The organism is Cedecea sp. P7760, assembly GCF_013386425.1.
Taxonomy (GTDB): domain Bacteria; phylum Pseudomonadota; class Gammaproteobacteria; order Enterobacterales; family Enterobacteriaceae; genus Cedecea; species Cedecea selenatireducens.
Genome location: NZ_JACARU010000046.1, coordinates 37644 through 60706, shown reverse-complemented (window position 1 = coordinate 60706; position 23063 = coordinate 37644). Strand labels below are relative to the sequence as shown.

The window sequence follows — 23063 nt, the reverse complement described above, 5'->3', positions numbered from 1 at the left end:
AATATTGAAAGTAAATACTTTACTGCCTGGAGCGGCATCTGGCTGGCGTAAGCTTTCGAGAGACGATGTATAATCCGTAAAAGAATAACTCTGAAATCTATTATTCCAGAGTAATATAATTGATAAGCTACAATGTGGCATACGAGGTTAAAAAAAATTAACGATTGCATACTGAAAGTTGAGTTCGCCCCGGTCGTAGTAAAACGCTTTAATGCTTACATCCTCCTGGGTCTCACTTGCAAGATAAACTCTTGCGATACCCTGTTCATCGGTAACCCGTGTTGTATGCGATAGTCTGGCGTGTCCATTGCACAGGAACGACAGCGTTAACCCACCCACCGGCGTATCGCCCTCTTTTACGCAAAAATCGATGCAGTTTATTTCATGAGTGCCGACACTGGCTCTTTCCTGAATGGGTGTGTAGCCGATGGATTGCATGTTTCATTACCTCATTTCTAGGGGCTTAGAAAAATTAAGCCGCTGTTACAAAATGCACTTTTGTTCTGGAAACAATATTGTCGTCGTCGGTGTATGCGCTGACGATAACAGGCTCTGCGACAGTGTTGTAAACATATAACGTAGCGGTACCTGAATCATCGGTAGTCAGGGTCCGTCTGGAGGGGTAGGCAGTGACGCTTTGCAAAACAATCGAGATCTCTTTTTTTTCATTTACATTATGAGCACTCTTTTTCGTCAGGATATAGAGTATCTCGCAGTAAGCTTTACCATCAGCATCCACCTTATCTCCGATGATATGGCTGGTTAAGGCATTAAGCTCATCTGCTTTAGAAAATGAAATTCCGTTGACGATGAGCATGTCTTTCTCACCATAGATCTCGACGGAGATAAAGAAATCACCCTCAGACCGGGCTGTACAGCTGACCACTGCCTTACCTTCGGCATCCGTTAACAGAAATCTGTCTGCCAGCGTCAAATTCGTGCTCGGCAAAAACTGCAGCAATTTCTCCCGAACCGGATTTCCGAGTGAATCCAAAACTTTAATGGATACCTTGTTTTGGCTGATGCCATCCGCGGCGGCGTTGTTTTCGATCAGAGTACTTTCTAAGTGATAAGAAGCTTCGACGTTGCTGAATACCAGGGTGTCAACAGCGCCCTGAAAAAGGCCATCAATGGCCGGAGAGGCGGAGATCATTACTTTCTCTGCCTCGGTATTGGTCACATTCAGGACAAAATTACCGCCTGCATCCGTCTGGCCAAACGCTGAAGATAATGCCGCGTGACCCGCTGAACTGACCGCTGAGAATTTAAGATACTCATCGGCGTAAGGCACACCGTTTCTCGTCAAATGATAAATAATGGTGTTTTCTTTTTTGCCATCCGCGACCGCATTGTTGTCCTGAACGGTCGACTTAAGAATGATGATATCGTCCATCTTAAAGTCCTGTATTTTCGCTATTGGGAACCGATAATGAGTTTTAAAAAGGCCACGGCGGGTTTTAAGCCGCGGCCTCGCTCTCGAGAAAAATTAATTAACGCCTAAATCAATAATGATCAGGGTGTAGGTCAGTGAAGAATAATCCCCAATCTGATAGTAAACATTTGTCGCGGTATCAACCCCGCCGTGGGTACATTTTGCAATAGCACCGTCGTAGTTAAAGTCATTAAACTTCGCATAGTGCGGGTCAGAAATAATCTGGCACGACTGCGATGTTTTGATGATGTTATAACCGTCCTGGCACATCTGTTTTTTAACATCGCCCGCTTCTTTGGTGCTGAGCATAAATTGATAAGAGTGGCCGGTAATAAAGTCATACTGACTGCTGGTAAACATATCAAGGCTGCAGAAAGTGTCACTGGTGATCGTGCCAGAGGTGACCGAAACAGGTTTTCTGAAGTTAACGACGGTTTCCTCGCTGATATCCTCAATATCTGTTGTGGCTGTTACTGTTACGCTTTCAGCGACGGAGTTGTAGATTTTTAACGAGGCAAGCCCATTTGAATCTGTGATCAGTTTGTTTTCCGAGACAGTGACATTGCCGCTGTTCACTTTAATATAAATATTATGCCCTTCAGCGGCATCCAGAGAGTTGGCTTTGGTCAGGCTGTACTGAATCTGGCAATAATCACCTTTCCCCTCAGTGGCCTCGGCATTATCTCTGACGACAATACCGATTAAATCCTTAATATATTCCGGTTTTGCAAAAGAGATTCCTTCAACAATACAGTTGGTATCACTGTTTGGGTAGAGCAGTGCTTCGATACTGTAATCGCCCGCCGGCACGAGGGCGGTACAGGAGACGGTGACTTCACCGTTTAAATCTGTCTCATGGTACTGGCCGTCAGGCAGAGAAAGATTATGGCTTGCAATGCAGTTTAGTACCTTATGCATTGCCGGTGCGCCCGTTTTGGTGTCCGTGACCTTAAACAGCACGGCATTGGTGCTGGTACCATCGGCGGAGGCGTTATTCGACACAATAGAGCCGATGATAGTATAAGGAGAAACAACGGCTTCGAAGATGAGTTCAACCGGTTTGGCTTTTACGCCAATTAATACCGCCTCTGCTTCAACGATCACCGTCTCTGCAAATGCGTTGGTAATATTGATAGATGCAGTGCCGAAGTCATCGGTCATGATGGTGGTTGGATCCGCCGTTGCACTGCCCGAGACGTTAACAAAAATGTACTGTCCGGCAACCGGGGCGGTGCCATTTTTCAGAGAATAGACAACGACGATTTTATCCAGCCCATCAGCAGCGGCCGTGTTATCACCCAGCACGGTTGCCGTTAATGTTTCCTGCCCTTCCACAGCCTCTTCAAACACGCTTTCGATTTGGGTGGAAATAAAATCACCGTGGTAGCAAACGGCTTTAACCAGAATATGGCCCGCGACTTCACTTTTTAACTCGACGTTACAAATTCCGGCCTCATTCGTGATGGCTGAAATATCTTGTCTGCCGTTTGAAAATGTCGCGCCTTCAGCGGTAACAATAAAGTTTACAGAAATACCAGGGACTGGCGTTGCGTCATCGCGCAGCGTGGCGGTAATTGTATTGGTGTCGACATTATTAGCCGTTGCGACATCATTTGAATGAATATAAAAATTAGTAGCACGAACGTTAATTTCGCTCATTACCCGATCTCCAAATAATAAAATCAAGATACATGCCGGACTAGCCGGCATGTGGATAGCGTGGTTAAATTTCCCACTCGTTGATGGTTAGGCTGTAGTTATGACCGCCGGAATAATTATTATAATTTCGGAAGTAAGCCGTAGTACCTCCACGAACACAATAGAAAGTATTGTCACCGCTGAAATAGTGTGGTGAAGAGAACCCAGCCCCCATTGTAGGTTGGGTATTTGAATAATAAATACAGCTACTGCCATTGAATATATATTGATTGCTACAGCTGTTCTGAGACGCGGTTGTTACAAGGATAAACTGATACATCCGTCCAGGAGTGAAGTAGTAGCTGTCGGCAGGTATCAGTTCATGAATACCGTAACTACTGCTGCCGTGGTAACCGCTGAAGGTGACGCTATTTGGTTGACCTGGCTCGTCAGGGCCAAAGGTCACCGAAGTTCGGGTATTAATATTCTGATCTTTGGTATAAGCGCTGACCACGACTTCTTCTGCTTTGGTATTAAAAATCTTCACGGTGGCAATACCGGCGTAATCCGTGGTTAAGGTGCGGGCAGAGGCGTAAGCGGTCACGCTATTGAGCTCGATATCAATTTCCTGATTGGCGACAACATCCTGTGTTTTTTTGGTCAGGCGATACTGAATCTCGCAGGCGTCTTCCCCATCGGCGGTGGCATTATTTTTCAGTATTACGCTGGTTAACGCATCCAGTTGATCGGCCTTAACAAAGGTGATGTTGGCCACACGGTGCTCAACGTGTTCATCGTAAACTACAGCGGTTAAGCTGTAGACGCCTTCGATCAGGCTGGTGCAGCTGAGCGTCACGCTGCCGTTAGCATCGGTTTCAATGATGGAATCACGCAGGGATAAGTTGGTGCTTGGGATAAACTGCAGCAGCTTCTGTGGTACCGGGCTTCCAAGCGAATCTTTGAGCATGAATAAAATTTTATTCTCGCTCACACCGTCGGCCTGGGAACCATTGACCATGATCATCGAATCAAGCACGTATGTCGTGTCAACTTCAACGAAAGTGACTTGTGAAGCGACGGAAGGAAAACTGTCGGTTGCAGATTTCGCGGTCACCAGCGCCGATTCCGGAGTCGTATCCGTCACATCCAGAATAAAGCCGCCGTTGCTGTCTGTTTCACCAAAGGCAGTGGATAATTTTGCATTACCGGAAGTACTGATGACCGAGAAAGTAAGGAATTGATTGGGAACAGGTGCTGAGCCCTGCACCAGATGATAAACAATGCGGTTTGCTGTTTTACCGTCAGCCAGAGCGTTATTAGACTGAACCGTTGCGGTGAGTACCATGGTATCCACCTGGGTACCAAATTCACTTTCTACTTCTGCCATTTGAATTTCCTCTTCTACGGAACAAGTTCCCGAAACTTTAATTTTGCCTGCAACCTGGCTGTGCAGTTGCACCGTGCATTTTCCCAGGGCATCCGTTGTGGCCGTTATGGCCTTAGCATTGTTGCTAAATAATGCTCCCGGCTCTGTTACGCTAAATAAAATACTAATACCATATTGATGGTCTCCATCAGCAATTAGCGTTGCCGTAATATCATTGGTGTCAATGTCATTGGCAGCCGCACCTGTTGTGGAGGTTAAGGTGAAATTCACCACGGCAAATTTATCATTGGCCATGCGTTGGCTCCTGATTAATATCAATAGGTGATCGTATTCAGTACACGCTTATCTCTGAATAAACGTATTCATGAATAATTTAAATTAAAAATTACTAAATGAAAGACTGACCGTCTGGTTAACCTCCGTGCTTTGTGGCGAGGTAATAATGACCCCCGCGGCTGAAACTGCCGTATTGCTAAGAATATCTATTTGGGCAGAGCCGTCGGCGTGTAGGGAGATATCAACTGTTTCACCAATATTATGTCCGCTTACCTTTAGTGGGGCTGGAACAGCTATCCTTAACGTAGAAATAGCTCGTGCTGCTTTATCTTCAATAAAAATATAAATGCTGCAGGGTGATATACCGTCTGGCAATGCGCCAGTGGTATTAGCAATAGCATTCACAATGCCATTACCGAGTTGATAGTTTTCGTAATTTAAATTGCCGTTAATGACGTCATCGGGCGCATTCTCGTTGCTGATGGAGACGGCGACGTCGCCAAGCACAACAGATCTGACCCTGAAGCTATGTATGCCGGCAGCATCCATAGTAAATGTATAATTAGCGTTGCCGGTTTCTACAATGGTGGCTCCGGTCTGGCAGCTAACGTTAATTACATCTCCCGCGGGGGCCTGAATAAAGCCGTAGTTGCAAGGTGCCACGTTGATGGCGTTGTAATCATAAACCGGTGAGCCATGGGTACCCTTAAATTTGAAATCCGTGGTAATGCCTTCGGCCAGCAGCGCGCTTCCGGCAGTGGATAAATACTGGGATCCTGCCGTGGTTGTTACCATGTAGGTGGCATACAGCGTGCCTTCAGCCCCTACGGCATCGGCATAGGCGGCAGAAACGGTGATATTTTGGGCTCCGGTATTATCAACAATAAGCTCATAAGGCGAGTTGCTATCCGGGACTTCCGCACCTTGTTTATCTTCACCCCGCATAACGACGATAACGCGGTCACCAATGGCTATCGAGGGATAAGCGATCTCGATGACGATACCGCTATCGGAATGAATGTCACCCAGCTTAATTGTGCCATTACTGGCCTGAGGGAACGTAGGGGCCGGCAGCGTGCGCTCCGCGGACATATTAATGAACGCTATTTTGGCATGTGAAACCCGATAAGGGGTGCTCGTGCTTTTTACCCGGTAATAGATCTCGATTTTGCCTGAGTTAATGGCCTCAGCAACATAGGATGAAAGCGTAAGATGGATGATGCCATGGGTGATGTCGGCAGAGGATACCCGATATTCAACGCGGCCATCCACATCGGGGACTGCTTCATTTTCGGTATTAAATCCGCGCCATATTAACGTAATGAGATCGCCAGCGGCCATATTGCTATAGGCATTAATGTAAATACGAATACCGTCCGCGACATCATATTGGGTCAGCCAGCCGTTAAGGGCGTCAGTGAAATGTGGATTTTCCAGGAATTCTACAACGCCGTTCAGCGTGACTTCTGCATCGAAAGAGAGGGCGTTTGTGCCGTCGGAGTTTCTGGTGATTCTGTAGAAGGCGATGGCTTTGGTGCTGCCTGGCAAAAAAATCTTTGATTCAGGAATTAGCGTTTGGAAGCCGGTAGTCAGGTCAGCAGAGACAACAGTATGAGTTTCGCTGACGCTAGCCTCCGGAATAATTTCATCTCCGGTATCGTAAACCAGGTAATTCAGCTCTACCCGGTCTCCCGCCTCAATGCCCTGATAAGGCGGTACCTGAATCCGTGTGCCCTGGTTTAGCTTTACGCTGTCCAGAGAAACAGTGTCGTTAACCGCGTCAATAAACACCGGTTTATCCAGCGTTCTGGCGCCGTCCCGGCTCACAATGGCCAGCGTTTTGGCCGAAGAGGTTGGATTATTTGATAAGTCGATTGCCGTATAACTTACGGTATAAATACCATCAGGAACGCTGGCTTCCGGGATATGAAATTCTATGTTCTGGCCTACATTTACATCACTGACCACTTCAGTGAGAGAAACCAGTTTCCCAAAGTCCAGAATAATAAGATCGCCAATGGCCATGTTGTTGTAGGGCGGGATAAACACATAAATATTGCCGCTGCCCAGGTCGTTATTGTCGATAATACCGTTGTCGTTCATTTGCGGCACCAGGGGTGCACGCAAGTCTCTGCTGATCCGCATTTTTTCCTCCCGGATAATCCGATGACCGGCAGCAGTGGTTGCCTGCCGGTCCCAGAGCGCTAAAACTTATTTGCGGCCTGGAGCGACAACGTCAACGTAGTAGGTTTGCTCGGCGGAGGCGTGAAGTTTGCCACCATCGGCGATCAGCATTTCATAAGAGATCTTAACTGTACCTTCACCCAGCACATACAGGAGTTTGCGCAGCGCGTCGGTGCCACCTTCATAGCTATCATCCAGCACAATGATGTCCTTCTCATCTGCCTCCGCATTAACTGGGAAGGAAAATACGCTGCTGGCTTCCGGGATCTCTTTTTTCCCGACGTAGGACTTCCAGTAAATATTGCAGATGGAGTTAGTCACACCTGCTTTATGGACAGCCAGATTCTTGTAGGTCCCACTGAGGCAGACTTCGACGCCAAAAGTCGCTACCGCGATGTTAATCATGCCTTCATTGGCGTCCGCTCGGGGAACCGTGACCGGCGGTAGGTCAACGATCGTCGAAGAAGCGCTGTCGCGTTTAACATTGACGGTTATAACCGGGGAGAAGGTCGAATTATTCGATGATTCAGTAATATAGTAACCTGTGTCATGTGCGCCGGTAGTCATAAAATCATCGGGAACCGATACAGCCAGGTTTTTGTCACCTTCGTTGTGCTCTGAATGCTTGATAACAGGATTATCGCTGAAATGGAATGAAACCACGTCTCCGGCAACGGGAGTATCCAGCGGGAGTACTGCGTAAACGCCTGCGGCGACATCTGCTTCTGTGATGGTATTATTAGCACCGCTGGCAATCGGGAAGCTATGGCTATGTAAAGTTGGAGCGACCATCAGGATCTCACGGACAGCAGGTTTTTGGTCAGCAGGATCGGTCTCAATTTTTGTAGCAGTAATGGTGACGCCCTGCGGAGGGGCCTTGCCAAACTTCAGTTCGGCAAAGATTTCGCCGTCATAATTTGTCTCAAGCTCAATGATGTTCGAGGTACCACCCACCCAGGTGCTGGTACTATCCGTGGACTCAAGACGGACTATCACTTCGCGGGCTGGGGCTAAAGTGTCTTGATCGACAACCCGAGCAGAAACGTTGAAAGGAATATTTGACCAGGTATTACACCAGGACTTACTTTCTGTTGTGAGACCAACTAAATATGGCATTTCTTTTTTCCTTACCTAGGGATAAGTAACAAAAAGGACTCCCGAGCCATAAAAACTACCGGTTCTATTGGGCGTTCCCTTTAGTTCACTGGTTAATTCAATAATATTGACACCCTGCTGTCCCGATAACGTTTCACCCAGAGGTTCTCCATTATTCGTCGTCAATTCGGCGTGCATTCCATTATCAAGCGGTATTTTGTCATTACCCCTTAGCCTTAAAACATAGGGGATGTCATCGGTACACTCGACGTTAATATTTTTTGTTAACTCTTTCCCTGCGGCCGTTTTTACCGTCAGCGGGCCGTAAGCAAATTCAATTTTATCTTGTGTCAGTGCGCAAAAATTATTTACCGGAGGTGTGCCAATACACTGAGTGGCGCCGGTTGATGGATAAACCCTCTGGTCCCATACTGAACCAAAAGTCTGGTTCACGGTGGCTATCGCGACACATTCATTACCGTTTGGGCCGCTGTCATGGTGGACTTTATAAGTCCCTGACTCACCGTTTTTCTCAATCCATTTTTGGCCAATACAGCTGAGCGTAACTATTGAGTTTGGGCAATCAGCGTTATTAACTTTAAGTTCGGTCTGATAGTCCATCGTGCCAGCTTCAATAGCACCGGTATCCGATTTATGCCGATGTATTATTCCTGTATATTTTAGTCTGGTGTCAGTATCCAGGCTGTCGTCAACCTCAATAACTGTCCAGTTTCCCGTATAAACGGCTTCTTCTGGCCCGATAAGTTCAACTTTGACATCCAGTACTACTGGCCATTTGAACGCGTAACTGACGTCTGGTACCAGGGAAAAAATAACTGACATACCCATGCCAATAAAAAATCTGCAAAAGTTTCGGCTGAATAAATTATACATAGACTATTTTTCTCTCCATGAAGGCTATATTTAAATGGCAGTCATGTAAGTCATCCGATGTGGATAACGTTACTGCTGAAATATTTTCTCTGCAAGTTTTACAAAGTGAAATCTGGGCGAAAATAATTGTACGCACAGTTATTTCGCGAATTAATAAAATGAATATTTTTGCGACATTAAAAGTCGTAATAAAATAATAAAACAGAGAAAATGACTGCCATTTTCGATTTTTTTTAGGTTTAACAATGTTTTTTTGATATCAATTCAGTTGATTCACGAAGTTTCATGAGGGGTCCGGCAGAGATCACATCGCTCGCCAGTTGAAATAGGAAAGCAAATCGACATTATTCTGTAACCCCAGCTTGCACATCGCTGAACGCTTATAGCTGCTCACCATTTTGGGGCCGATTTGCAAAATTTTGGCGATATCTGAGTACTTCATCCCTTCGCTGACTTTGGTGATGACATAAAGCTCCTTATCATTAAGCTTCTGATTTTTACATATTATTGAACATCCCGTTGAGCCGTCCATGATGTTTCTGTTAGCGCGTCCATTCTTGCCGCCAATGACCAGCCGGCGCAGGCTGGCATAAAGCTCCTGTACCGTATCTTCTAGCGTGATATAGGCCGAAATAGCAGGGCAGTGCAGGCGATTATCCAGCTGGTTTTTATTGGGATACACCAAAATCATTCTGCGCTGCGTCGCCTTCTGTCGGTACACGGGGTCATGCCGATAGCGGTCGCAGTTTATCGGCGGCAACCCGCACCATGACTCCCTGAATATGAGATCTGAATTCGCTTCATTGGTCAGCACAATGTCTTGAAGCATGCCTTCGCTATGAAGAATTTCAGTCAACAGCAGCAGGATGCCCTGTACCCAAACCTCATTTCTATCAGGTATGCTAATTCTGATGCCGTTAACTTTTCGTCGATTTCTTGCTTCCTCCAGACGTTCTGCATAGCGTTGGATCCCCGTTGTACTGAGGGCCATGCTTTTCTCTGGCCATAAAAAGCCCTGGCCTAAATCTGCGCCTGAAAGCACAGCAAGTTCGCGCATATCCTCGGTTTCAATGCCTTCGGCAACGATAACTGAGCCATGTGATCGCAAAGAAGACACCCAACCTATAAACGCCTTTAGCTCGGCTTTGGTGTCAGGCATAGCAGTGCGACATGTTTTAATACCCTTAAATTTCAAACCAATAGAATCTATGTCTGCGGTTAAATCCGGCGTAACATCGTCAAGGTAAACTGGCCATCCCGTTTTTTTCAGGCGACGTAACCCTTTGATAAAATTAAATCGGGATAAAACATCCAGATTTTTAATATTTTCAGGATCCTGGACCTCGATAACAAAGCCCCCGTCATGGGCTAAGGTGTTGAGTTGCTCAATAGAAAACTCGTCAGCAATCACCGCCACCGGTAAATTTAACCAGTATTGAGCAGGCCCGGTTTTTAGCGATCTGGATTTGGCCGCATGAAACTGACTAAAGAAAATAGCGAGACTTTGAGCGGGTGTTATTTCATTGAAAAATTTTTCTATATCAATAAGTTCAGGTGATAATCGGCTCAGGATTTCCCATGCGACAATTTCGTTTGTTTGCAATGAAACCAGCGGTTGAATTCTGAATTCAATTATCTTTTTGTAGATGCTGTCGTTATTTTTAGTCGTCAAAACATCCATCATGATTGACATGATCTGCCCTCCTATTGGCAGGGTAAGTATGGAAGTCCTTATTGAATATCTATCTGGATTACAGCCGTTGCATAGAAATTACCTGCGCTGACTGTTTCATCTTTCTTTTTTACAAGTAACGCATCCAGATTAATAACGCCAGAAGTAGCATCGAAATTTTCTGCATGATCTAAAGCTAGTTCATTTCCATCCTTAAATAATTTCACACCCAAATTATCAACATTGTTAACCTTTATGATTGTTTTATTTCCCGTATCAAAATCTGCTACGGTTCCTCCCAGGGTAAACGTGAAGGTGCGTCCGGTGGAAATGACATCCGGTTCGCAAATAACGTCAAGATTAACGTTTTTCAGGTATTCTCCAGCCTCGATTTTTGAGGGGTTTACTTTGCCAAATGACACGGTTTTCTCATCACCACCGTTTATTTCACAAGGTGGATCTTCCTGGATTTCACCCGTCACAATAACTTCTGTTGTCGTTCCTTCAACGGCATCAATGGACAAGGCATAGCTAACATGCAGGCAAGGAAGCAGCACCATAAGTGCCAAATATTTATTACGCATATAAATTCCGTTTATACAGATTATCGTTTTGGTATAATGATATCTTCTATCTGGCATATATCTTTTCGGCAGGAAAAAGATAGTGTTCTTGGGCTGCCATAATCATTTATTGCGGTTAGTAATATTTTTTCCACAGGCTCACTACCCTGGTGTTTTAACGTGTAGCTTCCTTTAGGTGGCACCATGAACGGTGATATTTTTACCTTCTCTTTCAGCGCCATCCCGGTAATTGACAGGTAATAAGGCGTGGGGTTATTGATTTCATAACCTCGGGCGGACTTGACCAGGGTGACCGCCTTCATGCCGGGCACGGTATCATCCGCTTTTGTGACTTTCAGCGATTTTGGGCGCCAAAAAACCTTAATCCTTGTCTGGATAGCCAGGGTCAGCACATTTTCTTTGTGACTTCTTTGCGGAATTTCCCGCAGGTTGAAATAAAAAACACTTTCCCGGTCATTGGGAAGCCTCACCACATTTGCCAACTGTTGGAGCCTGAAGATGCTGTATTGACCGGCATCGATTCTTTGTACCGGCGGCACCACCATAAACTGGTCAATCAGCTGGCCATCAGCGTCCTCGACCCAGCCCTGAGCAAGATAAGGGTCTGATTCGCTTCTGTTAGTCACGCGAAGCGAAACCGCATTTTGTTCTTCATTAATAATAAGCCTTGTGCGATCAAGGGATAATGCCGCATCGGCATCAGACACAACGCTATTTAAAATAATTAAAATAAATATGCATACAAATTTCATTTGTATCTCTCTTATTCTTTCAGCTCAGGTTGGCATTCATTGCTGTTGCATAGTAAATTGAATGGCATCTTCGAACCGAAATCATTAACGATGGTGATTTTTCCCGGATTGTTTATTTTGAGATCAACCAGCTCTTCGCTAAATGGGGGAAGTGCTATCGCTTTAATTATTTTTTGTCCGTTCTTATCATTAAAACTGATAATATTGAGATAAAAGGCAGAGGCATTCGTCAACTGGTAGCGGTTGACGCCGACTTTATGTATTTTCAGTTTATCCATATGAAAATTTATTTCATCATCCTCCAGCGCTGTAGGACGATAAAATAACTTTACTTTCGTCTGTAATGCCAGTTGCATAACATTTTCTGACGAGCTGACAGTTGGGATTTCAAGTACGCTGAAGTAGTACAAACTTTCTCTGTCTTTCGGCAGCGTTTTTTCTAACGCAGTTGGGCTGATACGAATAAAAGAGTGCGTTTCAGGTTCAACACGCTGTAGCATCGGTGTGGCAATAAGCGGCACCGAAGTGTTGTTATCTTGTTTATCCGCTACCCATGCTTTAGCCAGGTAGGGGCGCGTATGGTTATCGTTTCTGATGCGGATGGATATATTATTATCACCTTCATGATAAATAACCCTGTTTCGATCAACGGCAATTGCTGCATAGACCTGTGGGCAGTTCATAACGGTAATAATAAAGAGCAACAGAAATGTGTTCAGGTTAATTTTTTTCATCATAAAATTTATCTATTCATTAGCCTTATTTATTCTTCGCAGGGAAGCAGTAACATATTTTGCGGATTGATATAGGCTGGTAATACAATGGTGCAGTGCGTAGCGCCATTCCATTTGGCCGTCAATGCCTGGTTGGCAGTGATGCCTGATAACCAGGTCAGTCCGTTGTCACCCACAATGCCCAATTCGACACCGTTTTTGTTTAGCACGCTGGTGCCAAAGGGCACGGGGCTGCCATCTCTCAGGCGCAGCGTTGCGGCGAGCTTGAGCCCCTTAATCACGTTTATGCTCTTGAAGCCAATGGCGCCATTTGTCAAAACTTGCTCTGCCACTGGAGAGCCAATGACTTCTATATCCTCAGGCAAGCGGGTGACATCAACCTCACTTCTTACCCGTGAATAGCTGCTCACACCGGCCTGCACGGCAATACCCATGCCGTTTGTGACCAGGTTTCTCCCCAGCGGGACATCGGCAATACCATCGGTGCCTATCATCACACGCGTTGCGCCGCGGTTACCCGAGGGATGCATTGCGACGCCTTTTGTCGTGGCGGTGATTCCCCCGTTAATATTCATGCCAGCGGAGGTATAGTTGTCTTCTTTCCAGCTAACGTTGGCTGACATATTCGCGAGTGAGCCATTGTGGTAATAAAATCCATTTACCAGGCCTTTGGCACCGTTATTCTTAGGTTTGTCGATACCGGTTTGTAAGCGATAACTATCGCCATTGTGAAGTTGCTGATACCACCCGGCGAGCTGGTTAATATTGTTTCTCGATATACTGTTGCTATAGCTGACTGTGCCATTACCCAGAGGAATGCTCAGGTTGAGGTACACCATGTCATCCTGGCTGCGGTAATAATTGTTTCTTACGGCCGACAGGCTGAAAGTAATATTTTTCCATTCATGAAAATCAATATATTTGCTGAGGTTTAACGAGTAGCTATCATTGTTCCCTCCAGCCCAATAGGTCTTGTGTAAGAAATTGGCGCTCAGTGACATTTTTTGTTCGCTGAAGTTTTTCGTTAAGCTCACGCTGTACTGGCTGCGATCCCGGCGGCTGTCATCCCAGTTATTTTTATTGTTGATATAATCTGACATGCTGAAGAAATCGGAGTCCGAATACTGGATCCCTGAAACCGTGAACGTGCTATTTAACTGTTCAAAGTTTTTATAATACTTAAGTCGGTATGACTCACCCTTGTGACTGCTATTTTTAAAGGTTGTCTCTGCGTGCGTGATATCAGCGGATACAACACCTGCAATGCCTAAGCTTCGGGCTACGCCCAGCGCCGCACTTTTATAATCACCTGAGAGTATTGCTCCCGCGTAGGTGGACCACTCCCCCGACAGGCCACGAGACATTTCTGAGGTCACAAACAGCTCACCGCTGGTGTGGCGATGTCGGTCTTCCGGCCTGCCTAATGCCAGTTTGTATTGCGTCTGCCCGGGCCGGGTCAGATAAGGCAGAGACGACGCCATGACCTGGTAATGCTGCGTGGAACCGTCCTGTTCTTTAATATCCACATCCAGCAGGCCTGACGTGGAGGTACTAAGCTGCTGGATGGTGAAAGGGCCTTCCGCGACAACCGTTTCATAGATAACGCGCCCTTGCTGGCTAACGGTTACGGTTGCATTGGTGCGCGCGATGCCGTTGACCTCCGGCGCGTAGCCACGCAGAGCCGGCGGGAGTTGTTTCTGGTCGCTGGCCAGCGACACGCCCCTGTAGCGCCAGGAGTCAAAAATATCTGAGGTGAGATTATCTTCACCCAGCATCAATGCTGACTGAATCTCAGGTAATGCCCGGTACGCATAAAAACGATCCCAGTCAAAAGTCTGCCGGGTGCTCCGTTTATGGCCTGTTAAATGGCTGTAGTTTCCCTGATAGTCTCCCCTGAAGCGCCAGGCACCGGCGTTGAAGCCGAGAGTACCGTTGGTACTGGCAGTTTGAGATTGCGACCTGCCCTGATTTTTCCCCGTATTCAGATTCATGTTGTAATCCAGAATCATGCCGGTCAGGCCATTGTCCCAGTAAGCAGGCGGCAGCCAGTTTGCATCGTGGTACTCAAGCATCTGAGGCGCGATGGCGAGGGTGAGTGATTCTTTAGAGAGATCGCCTTTAACAACGGCACCTTCCAGCGCGTCCAGGTTGTAACACCCGTCAAACTGATGGCTTAAGACCCGATCTTTATATTCTTTTCGCAGCCCCAGTTTTTCCACAAGTTCTCGGGTAAGGCAGGCTTCGGTATTATCTTTTAGAGCAACAAATTTAATAACTGCATTTTCGGTAAGAATGGTTTTATTTAAATAAATATCGAATGAATAAGTGCCAGGCATAATAAAGCCAGCATTGGAAAACATCGAAATATCAATGTTTTTCTTATCGTTGGCGTTCAGCAGATCGGTGTTGAACTCTACGGCATGCGCATCAATGCAGAAAAGTGCCAGAGAGAGGACCAGGATATGATTATTTTTCATCAGGAATTTATTCAAAAAGCATCCCCTGCAATATAGATCTGCAGAGGATGCTTATTATTACTCGTACGCTAAAGTGAAGTTGGTAATAGCGACAAAATCACCAGTCGTGATTGCAGCTGCTGAACCCGGCAGTTTTGCCAGGTATGCGTTATAGTTCAGCGTATTGCTACCTGGGGTAATGGAATGTGCGTTAGTCGGTGTAGCGCCCCATTTAACATCAGTGTTCTGCCAGTCAACCATGGTCACGCCAACGCCATCAACGCCGGAAACATTGAGGTAGGTTTCGTCGGTTACCTGCTGGCCGCTAAAGGTCACTTTGACAGAGTCATCATCGCCATTTCCTGAAAGCGTGCAGTCTTTCAGCTCAATCAGTACTTCTTCAGGACCCGATTTTGCATCTGTGCTATTTAAATAAGATGCAGAAACCTGGCCAAAGTTAACTTCCTGAGTCGTTTTATCCGGGTCAATAGAGCATGGGGACTCAATAATGCTACCAATGAAACGAATTTGTCCCTGTCCCTGATCGGCTGCCATTGCACCAGTCGATGCCATGAAAAGACCAACCATTGATGAAACCATTAATTTTTTATAAGCCATTACTATTCTCCTTGTGCCTATTTATTTTTATAGGACGCAATATCCAATTACGTCCCGGCACTGATAGTAATTATTTTTTGTAGTCTATTGAGGGGGAATGTCTGATGTTGCGGTTTTTTAGTTTCTAACTTCAAGTTTTGCGATTTTGCTTGCGCTTTATCGATATTTTATTTTTTGTTTTGATTGTTTTTTGGAATAAAATTCCATTGATTTGGGTGGTCGCGATTGATTGATTTGGTATTTTATACTTTGCTATATCAGTAAATAATCAATTAAGTTACATAACCGGATCGCGAAATACTGATAATTAGTTATTTCATTCACAATAGGGGAGAATTTTCAGGGCGAATATTCCGAATAGGAAATTTAACTTCCGGGTGGGCGCAATAGGCTGGCAGTATTTGGGATTTAATATCTTGATCTTGAATATAAAAAAGGCCAGAAAGAATCTGGCCTTATTGTTATTGCCCCGAATAAATGGGGCAGCGGAAGTTTTTCCGCATTAACGCATGGTGACAAACTCTTCCGCCGCGGTCGGGTGGATAGCCACGGTGTTGTCGAAGTCTTTCTTTGTCGCGCCCATTTTCAGCGCCACGGCGAAGCCCTGCAGGATTTCGTCCATGCCGAAGCCGATGCCGTGAATCCCGACAATTTTCTCGTCCGGGCCCGCGCAGACCAGCTTCATGCGGCACGGCTGGCGGTGAGAGGTTACGGCGGTGTACATAGCGGTGAAGGAGGATTTGTAGACCTTCACGTTGTCATCGCCGTACTGCTCGCGCGCCTGTGGTTCGGTCAGGCCCACGGTGCCGATTGGCGGGTGGCTGAACACCACGGTTGGCACGTTGCTGTAGTCCAGGTGCTCGTCCGGTTTGTTGTTAAACAGGCGCTCGGACAGGCGACGGCCGGCGGCGACCGCGACAGGCGTCAGCTCAACCGCGCCGGTGTTATCACCTACCGCATAGATGCCAGCCACGTTGGTGTTCTGGAACTTATCGACCTTGATATAACCTTTTTCGTCCAGCTCGACGCCGGTTACCTGCAGGTTGAAGTTGTCGTTAGCCGGTTCACGGCCAATTGCCCAAATCAGGGTATCGACGGTTTCAGAGCGGCCATCTTCCAGCTCCAGCGTCAGGCTACCGTCTGCGTTTTTCACTACCGCTTTCGGAATCGCGTTGGTGTGCAGGGTTGGGCCTTCTGCTTCAATCACTTCCAGCAGCGTTTCAACGATCAGCGGATCGAAGGTGCGCAGCGGCGCGTGTTTGCGCACGAACAGGTGCGTTTCAGAGCCCAGCGCGTTAATCACGCCCGCGATTTCCACCGCGATATAGCCCGCGCCGACAACCGCCACGCGTTTTGGCAGGCCCGGCAGCTCGAAGAAGCCGTCGGAGTCAATGCCGTATTCTGCGCCGGGGATGTTCGGGTGGCTTGGACGACCGCCGGTGGCGATCAGAATATGGTCCGCGGTGATGGTTTCGCCGTTAACTTCCACGGTGTGCGCATCCACAAACTTCGCAAAGCCGCGAATCACGTCGACTTTATTCTTGCCCAATACGTTGTCGTAAGAGCTGTGAATGCGGTCGATATAGGCGGTACGGCTGGCGATCAGCTTGTCCCAGTCGAAATGGTTCAGCGTGGTGTCAAAGCCGTAGTCCGGGCCGTAGTTGTGAATCGCTTCGGCGATTTGCGCCGCATGCCACATCACTTTTTTAGGCACGCAGCCGACATTGACGCAGGTGCCGCCCAGATCTTTCGCCTCAATCAGTGCGCATTTCTGCCCATACATTGCCGCACGGTTGATCGAGGCGATACCGCCGCTGCCGCCGCCAATGGCGAGGTAGTCATAATGTCTGGTCATGATGTTTCCCTTTTGAGTCGAAAATAAGGCGCGATTGTAGCGCGCCGGGGTAAAGGTTCTACCGATTGTTGTAAAAGGAACCGCCGTTATTCAGGCACAATCCAGCTCAACGTGGTCGAGCCGGTGCCCGTTGGCACCAGCTTTTTATGCAGCCACGGCAGCACGTTGGTCATCTGCTGTTCCAGCTTCCACGGCGGGTTGATCACAATCATGCCGGACGCCGTCATGCCGCGCTGGTCGCTGTCCGGACGAACCGCCAGCTCGATCTGCAGGATGCGGCGGATGCCGGTCTCTTCCAGGTCACGGACCATGCGTTTGATTTGCTGGCGCAGCACCACCGGGTACCACAGCGCATAGGTGCCTGTCGCAAAACGTTTGTAGCCTTCAGCAATCCCTTTCACCACGTCCTGATAGTCGGTTTTGATCTCATACGGTGGGTCGATGAGGATCAGGCCGCGACGGGAAACCGGCGGCAGCTTCGCTTTCAGCTGCTGGTAGCCGTCGGCGCGTTCAACGCGGGCGCGATCGTCTTTCTGGAACTCAGAGCGCAGCAGCGGGAAATCAGACGGATGCAGTTCGGTGAGCTGCAGGCTGTCCTGCTCGCGCAGCAGGTGGCGGGCAATCAGCGGAGAGCCTGGGTAATAACGCAGTTTGCCGCTGCGGTTCAGGTGATTCACCGCGCCAATGTAGGCTTCCAGCTCGGCAGGTAAATCGTCCTGCTGCCAGATGCGGGCGATACCTTCCAGATACTCGCCTGTACGCTCCGCATGCTCGCTGCTTAGCTGGTAACGACCGGCGCCTGCGTGGGTGTCGAGATAGAGAAACGGTTTCTCCTTCTCTTTGAGCGATTCAATAATCAGGCTTTGAACGGTGTGTTTCAGTACGTCGGCATGGTTACCGGCGTGAAAGCTGTGGCGATAGCTGAGCATGGGGGATGGTGTTCCGCAAATAAGAAAACAAATTTCCCACAGTTTACCGCAGATTGCGGCGGATTACCGCCCGGGCGCGGGGCTGTTTCAATCAGGTCGAAAACGTTTCAAAACATAAATGTGTCATAAAAGCGTCAAATTCCCAGGATAGCGTCGCAGCCAGGCAAGGTAATCGTTTGAATAAAAGGAAAAATAATGAAACTCCGTATTTCTATGCTGGCAGCAGCGCTGGCCGTGGCTATGCCCGCGCTGGCGAAGGATGTGTCTCTCCCTCAGGCCGCGGCGATAGCCAATACCGTGACTCCGGCGAACAGCAGCCAGGCGTTTGATGATCTTGAAACGCAGTCCCTGGCGGCGCTCCGCACTGCCCTGAAAGGCGATGCGGATAAGCTGACCCGCGACCAGCTGGATAAAGCCAAACAGAGCAAAAAGCTGGCGGATACCGCGTGGCTGAAGGCCAGCGGCTATGACTTCCAGACCAAAGCCAACCAGAAAGCGGGCATCGAGCTGCTTTCCGCGTTCAGCCAGCTGCCGGACTCCGTGATTAAGCCGAACCTTGAAACGGTCACCAGCATCAACCTGAACGCCGTGCAGGCCTCCCGCCATCAGGCGCTGGCGGATGCAGAGGGCATTAACTATCTCTATTTCCTGAGCGACGCGATGGGGCCACGCCTGGGCAAGGCCTTCCTGGCCGCCTACGATAAAGGCGAGCTGAGCAAGGCCGCGGCGCTGATTAAAGCCTCTGAAGTCAGCACCAGCGCGGCGAAGAAGCACTTCAACAACCCGCGTCCGTTCCTGATCCAGGGCAACACCATCCATCTCGTGCCGGACGATGTGGTGGTGAAAGATAACAAGCCGTACACCGCAGACGGCGGCTCCTTCCCGAGCGGCCACACCAACACGGGTTACACCGACGCGTTGCTGATGGCCGAAATGGTGCCGGAGCGTTTTGAGGCCCTGGTTGAACGCGGCGCGCGCTACGGTTACTCGCGCATTGTGCTGGGCGTGCATTACCCGCTGGACGTGATGGGTTCCCGCATGGTGGCGCAGCGTAACGTGGCTAACTACCTGAACGACCCGAAATACCGCGCGTTGTTTAACGAAGCTCGCGATCAGCTGCGTACCGCGCTGGAAAAAGAGTGCGGCACCACTTTGGCTGAATGTGCGAAATCTTCCGCGAAAGACGATCCGTATCGTGCGCCAGCGATGAAAGAACTTTACCGCTTCACCATGACCTACGACCTGCCGCAGCAGAAGGGCGAGAAGCAGGTTCTGAAGGTGCCACAAGGGGCGGAAGTCCTGCTGGAAGCTGCGCTGCCTAAGCTTTCCGCCGCACAGCGCCGCGATCTGATGGTGAAAACGGCGTTACCTGCGGGCTACCCGCTGTCCGGCACGACGGCGGACCAGCAGTTCTGGCAGCGCCTGAACCTGCCTGCGGCCTACGCCATGGCGCAGAAATCCCACTGATTCACCTTTCGGGGCGGCGTCTGCTGCCCCTTTCCTGGCGAGCTAAGCGCAACGTCCGGGATTGAAATTCGCTACACTTAACCCCATGCTAGATCTCATGCACAAAGCGCCGCTTGAGCGCTTCTCTCTCCCTTTTAATCAGGAACGCGCTTATGACCAATCCATTACTGACTCCTTTTGAGCTGCCGCCGTTTTCCGCCATCAAACCTGAGCATGTTGTGCCGGCCGTGACCAAAGCGCTGGACGACTGCCGTGCGGCGGTGGAAAGCGTGGTCGCCCAGGGCGCGCCTTATAGCTGGCAGAACCTGGTTCAGCCGCTGGCGGAAGTGGACGATCGTCTGGGCCGCCTGTTCTCCCCGGTCAGCCATCTGAACTCGGTGCAGAACAGCCCGGAACTGCGCGAAGCCTATGAGCAGACATTGCCGTTGCTGTCCGAATACAGCACCTGGGTTGGCCAGCACGAAGGGCTGTACAACGCTTACCGCGACCTGCGTGACGGCGCGAACTACGCCAGCCTGAGCGTCGCCGAGAAGAAAGCGGTGGACAACGCCCTGCGCGACTTCGAGCTGTCCGGTATCGGCCTGCCAAAAGACAAACAGCAGCGTTACGGGGAGATCTCCGCTCGCCTGTCCGAGCTGGGGTCTACCTACAGCAACAACGTGCTCGATGCCACCATGGGCTGGAGCAAGCTGATTACCGATGAAGCCGAGCTGGCAGGCATGCCGGAAAGCGCATTGGCTGCGGCCCGCGCTCAGGCAGAAGCCAAAGAGCAGGACGGCTGGCTACTGACGCTGGATATTCCAAGCTATCTGCCGGTGCTGACCTACTGTGACAACCGCGCCCTGCGCGAAGAGATGTATCGCGCCTATTCAACGCGTGCTTCTGACCAGGGGCCGAACGCCGGAAAGTGGGACAACACCCCGGTGATGGAAGAGATTCTGGCGCTGCGCCACGAACTGGCTCAGCTGTTGGGCTTTGGCAACTACGCGGAGAAATCCCTCGCCACCAAAATGGCGGAAAACCCGCAGCAGGTGCTGGAGTTCCTGTCTGACCTGGCAAAACGCGCTCGTCCACAGGGTGAAGCCGAGCTGGCTCAGCTGCGCGCCTATGCGAAAGAGCATTATGGCGTGGAAGAGCTGGAGCCGTGGGACATCACCTGGTATAGCGAAAAACAGAAACAGCACCTTTACAGCATCAGCGACGAGCAGCTGCGCCCGTACTTCCCGGAAGAGCGCGCGGTAAACGGCCTGTTCGAGGTTGTGAAGCGCATCTACGGCATTACCGCCAAAGAGCGTAAAGATATCGACGTCTGGCACCCGGATGTGCGCTTCTTCGAGCTGTATGACGACCAGGGCGAACTGCGCGGCAGCTTCTATCTCGATCTTTATGCTCGCGAGCACAAACGTGGCGGGGCGTGGATGGATGACTGCGTGGGCAAAATGCGCCGTGCCGACGGCTCGCTGCAAAAGCCGGTGGCCTACCTGACCTGTAACTTCAACCGCCCGGTGAACGGCAAACCTGCGCTGTTTACTCACGATGAAGTGATCACCCTGTTCCATGAGTTCGGCCACGGCCTGCACCATATGCTGACCAAAATCGAAACCGCGGGCGTGTCCGGCATCAACGGCGTGCCGTGGGATGCGGTCGAGCTGCCGAGCCAGTTTATGGAAAACTGGTGCTGGGAGCCGGAAGCGCTGGCGTTTATCTCCGGCCACTATGAAACGGGAGAATCTCTGCCTGTGGAACTGCTGGAAAAAATGCTGGCGGCGAAGAACTACCAGGCTGCGCTGTTTATTCTGCGCCAGCTGGAGTTCGGCCTGTTCGACTTCCGCCTGCATGCGGAATTCAACCCGGAGCAGGGCGCGAAAGTGCTGCAGACGCTGGCCGAGATTAAGAAACAGGTTGCCGTGGTACCGGGGCCGAGCTGGGGCCGCTTCCCGCACGCCTTCAGCCACATCTTCGCGGGTGGCTACGCGGCGGGCTATTACAGCTACCTGTGGGCCGACGTGCTGGCGGCGGACGCTTACTCTCGCTTCGAAGAAGAAGGTATTTTCAACCGTGAAACCGGCCAGTCGTTCCTCGACAACATCCTGACCCGTGGCGGTTCGGAAGAGCCGATGGAGCTGTTCAAACGCTTCCGCGGGCGCGAGCCGCAGCTGGACGCGATGCTGGATCACTACGGTATTCAGGGCTAATCCACCACGTGAAAATCTGTTTACTGACTGAAGCAGGCGCCGACTCCGGCGCCTTATCTGTTTTGAGCGAGCGCTGGCAGCTTGAGCATGATGAAGATGCCCTGATGGCGCTGGTACTCACGCCTGAGCATCTTGAACTGCGCAAGCGCGATGAACCAAAGCTTGGCGGCATCTTCGTTGATTTTGCCTCCGGCGCGATGGCGCATCGCCGTAAGTTTGGCGGCGGCCGTGGCGAAGCGGTGGCAAAGGCCGTTGGCGTGAAGGGCAGCTATCTGCCGGACGTTGTAGATGCGACAGCCGGGCTGGGGCGCGATGCTTTTGTGTTGGCCTCTGTAGGCTGCCGCGTGCGGATGCTGGAACGCAACCCGGTTGTTGCCGCGCTGCTTGATGACGGCCTGCGTCGTGGCTATCAGGACCCGGAAATCGGCGGCTGGCTGCAGGAGCGATTACAGCTGATCCACGCCTCGAGCCTGACGGCGCTCAGCGATATCACGCCGCGTCCGGATGTGGTTTACCTCGACCCGATGTTCCCGCATAAGCAAAAGAGCGCGCTGGTGAAGAAAGAGATGCGTGTTTTCCAGTCCCTGGTGGGGCCGGATGAAGATGCGGACGGGCTGCTGGCTCCGGCCAGAGCGCTGGCGAAGAAAAGGGTGGTGGTGAAGCGTCCGGACTATGCTCCGCCGTTGGCCGAAGTCGCCACGCAAAATGCGGTGGTGACCAAAGGGCATCGGTTTGATATTTACGCCGGGACGCCGGAGTAATCGTGCTGCTACAGTCCCTCTCTCCGGGGGGCTGGTCACAAATATCCTCGGTTATGCAGGGCTGGTTAAATTTCCGTTCACTTTCAGCCATGTTTTATATGCAGCCCCCGCACCGGTGAACGTCTCGGGAGAAT

Annotated in this window: 18 protein-coding genes; 3 read left to right on the top strand and 15 right to left on the bottom strand. The window is 49.7% G+C overall.

Annotated elements, in window-relative coordinates:
• Positions 1-147: 147 nt before the first annotated feature.
• From HX778_RS15845 to HX778_RS15775, 15 genes are all read right to left on the bottom strand, one after another.
• A complete protein-coding gene (locus HX778_RS15845) occupies positions 148-438 on the bottom strand; it encodes an Ig-like domain-containing protein (protein WP_038477762.1) in 291 nt (96 codons plus the stop codon).
• Positions 439-472: 34 nt separating this feature from the next.
• Positions 473-1393, bottom strand: a complete 921-nt coding sequence (locus HX778_RS15840) for an Ig-like domain-containing protein (RefSeq protein ID WP_038477765.1) — start codon at positions 1391-1393, stop codon at positions 473-475.
• Between the two features lie 93 nt (positions 1394-1486).
• Entirely contained in the window at positions 1487-3091 is a 1605-nt protein-coding gene (locus HX778_RS15835; RefSeq protein WP_176982490.1) for an Ig-like domain-containing protein, read from the bottom strand.
• A 64-nt stretch (positions 3092-3155) separates the two neighbouring features.
• Positions 3156-4751, bottom strand: coding sequence for an Ig-like domain-containing protein (locus HX778_RS15830; RefSeq protein ID WP_038477772.1), 1596 nt, complete (start codon positions 4749-4751; stop codon positions 3156-3158).
• Positions 4752-4835: 84 nt separating this feature from the next.
• Positions 4836-6836, bottom strand: a complete 2001-nt coding sequence (locus HX778_RS15825) for a hypothetical protein (RefSeq protein ID WP_176982489.1) — start codon at positions 6834-6836, stop codon at positions 4836-4838.
• Between the two features lie 108 nt (positions 6837-6944).
• Positions 6945-8033: a hypothetical protein gene (locus HX778_RS15820; protein WP_038477779.1), complete on the bottom strand. Its 1089-nt coding sequence runs from the start codon at positions 8031-8033 to the stop codon at positions 6945-6947.
• A 15-nt stretch (positions 8034-8048) separates the two neighbouring features.
• Positions 8049-8906 carry a hypothetical protein gene (locus HX778_RS15815; protein WP_052048998.1) on the bottom strand — a complete coding sequence of 286 codons (858 nt, stop codon included), beginning with the start codon at positions 8904-8906 and terminating at the stop codon, positions 8049-8051.
• 304 nt (positions 8907-9210) lie between these two features.
• The gene (locus HX778_RS15810; RefSeq protein WP_176982488.1) at positions 9211-10599 is read right to left on the bottom strand and encodes an EAL domain-containing protein; all 1389 of its coding nucleotides are present in this window, start codon (positions 10597-10599) and stop codon (positions 9211-9213) included.
• 38 nt (positions 10600-10637) lie between these two features.
• Positions 10638-11162, bottom strand: coding sequence for a fimbrial protein (locus HX778_RS15805; RefSeq protein ID WP_038477786.1), 525 nt, complete (start codon positions 11160-11162; stop codon positions 10638-10640).
• 20 nt (positions 11163-11182) lie between these two features.
• Positions 11183-11914 (bottom strand): molecular chaperone, encoded by a 732-nt coding sequence (locus HX778_RS15800; RefSeq protein ID WP_038477789.1) that lies wholly within the window; start codon positions 11912-11914, stop codon positions 11183-11185.
• 11 nt (positions 11915-11925) lie between these two features.
• Positions 11926-12651, bottom strand: coding sequence for a molecular chaperone (locus tag HX778_RS15795; protein ID WP_038477792.1), 726 nt, complete (start codon positions 12649-12651; stop codon positions 11926-11928).
• Positions 12652-12677: 26 nt separating this feature from the next.
• On the bottom strand, positions 12678-15140 hold the full coding sequence (locus HX778_RS15790; protein ID WP_176982487.1) for a fimbria/pilus outer membrane usher protein: 2463 nt from the start codon (positions 15138-15140) through the stop codon (positions 12678-12680).
• Between the two features lie 42 nt (positions 15141-15182).
• The gene (locus HX778_RS15785; RefSeq protein WP_038477795.1) at positions 15183-15722 is read right to left on the bottom strand and encodes a fimbrial protein; all 540 of its coding nucleotides are present in this window, start codon (positions 15720-15722) and stop codon (positions 15183-15185) included.
• Between the two features lie 502 nt (positions 15723-16224).
• Positions 16225-17577 carry a glutathione-disulfide reductase gene (gene gorA / locus HX778_RS15780; protein WP_038477798.1) on the bottom strand — a complete coding sequence of 451 codons (1353 nt, stop codon included), beginning with the start codon at positions 17575-17577 and terminating at the stop codon, positions 16225-16227.
• A gap of 86 nt (positions 17578-17663) precedes the next feature.
• Entirely contained in the window at positions 17664-18506 is an 843-nt protein-coding gene (locus HX778_RS15775) for a 23S rRNA (adenine(2030)-N(6))-methyltransferase RlmJ (protein ID WP_176982486.1), read from the bottom strand.
• Between the two features lie 195 nt (positions 18507-18701).
• Between HX778_RS15775 and HX778_RS15770 the strand changes: the two genes are divergently transcribed.
• From HX778_RS15770 to rsmJ, 3 genes are all read left to right on the top strand, one after another.
• Positions 18702-19973 (top strand): phosphatase PAP2 family protein, encoded by a 1272-nt coding sequence (locus HX778_RS15770; RefSeq protein ID WP_176982485.1) that lies wholly within the window; start codon positions 18702-18704, stop codon positions 19971-19973.
• Positions 19974-20125: 152 nt separating this feature from the next.
• Entirely contained in the window at positions 20126-22168 is a 2043-nt protein-coding gene (gene prlC, locus HX778_RS15765; protein ID WP_176982484.1) for an oligopeptidase A, read from the top strand.
• 8 nt (positions 22169-22176) lie between these two features.
• Positions 22177-22929, top strand: coding sequence for a 16S rRNA (guanine(1516)-N(2))-methyltransferase RsmJ (rsmJ, locus tag HX778_RS15760; RefSeq protein ID WP_038477811.1), 753 nt, complete (start codon positions 22177-22179; stop codon positions 22927-22929).
• Positions 22930-23063: the final 134 nt, after the last annotated feature.

What these genes read in the sequence shown, in the direction of transcription:
- HX778_RS15830 (WP_038477772.1), bottom strand. Translation starts at nt 4,751, where the DNA reads ATGGCCAATGATAAATTTGCCGTGGTGAATTTCACCTTAACCTCCACA.
- HX778_RS15840 (WP_038477765.1), bottom strand. Translation starts at nt 1,393, where the DNA reads ATGGACGATATCATCATTCTTAAGTCGACCGTTCAGGACAACAATGCG.
- HX778_RS15775 (WP_176982486.1), bottom strand. Translation starts at nt 18,506, where the DNA reads ATGCTCAGCTATCGCCACAGCTTTCACGCCGGTAACCATGCCGACGTA.
- prlC (WP_176982484.1), top strand. Translation starts at nt 20,126, where the DNA reads ATGACCAATCCATTACTGACTCCTTTTGAGCTGCCGCCGTTTTCCGCC.
- gorA (WP_038477798.1), bottom strand. Translation starts at nt 17,577, where the DNA reads ATGACCAGACATTATGACTACCTCGCCATTGGCGGCGGCAGCGGCGGT.
- HX778_RS15835 (WP_176982490.1), bottom strand. Translation starts at nt 3,091, where the DNA reads ATGAGCGAAATTAACGTTCGTGCTACTAATTTTTATATTCATTCAAAT.
- HX778_RS15770 (WP_176982485.1), top strand. Translation starts at nt 18,702, where the DNA reads ATGAAACTCCGTATTTCTATGCTGGCAGCAGCGCTGGCCGTGGCTATG.
- HX778_RS15820 (WP_038477779.1), bottom strand. Translation starts at nt 8,033, where the DNA reads ATGCCATATTTAGTTGGTCTCACAACAGAAAGTAAGTCCTGGTGTAAT.
- HX778_RS15845 (WP_038477762.1), bottom strand. Translation starts at nt 438, where the DNA reads ATGCAATCCATCGGCTACACACCCATTCAGGAAAGAGCCAGTGTCGGC.
- HX778_RS15810 (WP_176982488.1), bottom strand. Translation starts at nt 10,599, where the DNA reads ATGTCAATCATGATGGATGTTTTGACGACTAAAAATAACGACAGCATC.
- HX778_RS15800 (WP_038477789.1), bottom strand. Translation starts at nt 11,914, where the DNA reads ATGAAATTTGTATGCATATTTATTTTAATTATTTTAAATAGCGTTGTG.
- HX778_RS15785 (WP_038477795.1), bottom strand. Translation starts at nt 15,722, where the DNA reads ATGGCTTATAAAAAATTAATGGTTTCATCAATGGTTGGTCTTTTCATG.
- HX778_RS15815 (WP_052048998.1), bottom strand. Translation starts at nt 8,906, where the DNA reads ATGTATAATTTATTCAGCCGAAACTTTTGCAGATTTTTTATTGGCATG.
- HX778_RS15825 (WP_176982489.1), bottom strand. Translation starts at nt 6,836, where the DNA reads ATGAACGACAACGGTATTATCGACAATAACGACCTGGGCAGCGGCAAT.
- HX778_RS15795 (WP_038477792.1), bottom strand. Translation starts at nt 12,651, where the DNA reads ATGATGAAAAAAATTAACCTGAACACATTTCTGTTGCTCTTTATTATT.
- HX778_RS15805 (WP_038477786.1), bottom strand. Translation starts at nt 11,162, where the DNA reads ATGCGTAATAAATATTTGGCACTTATGGTGCTGCTTCCTTGCCTGCAT.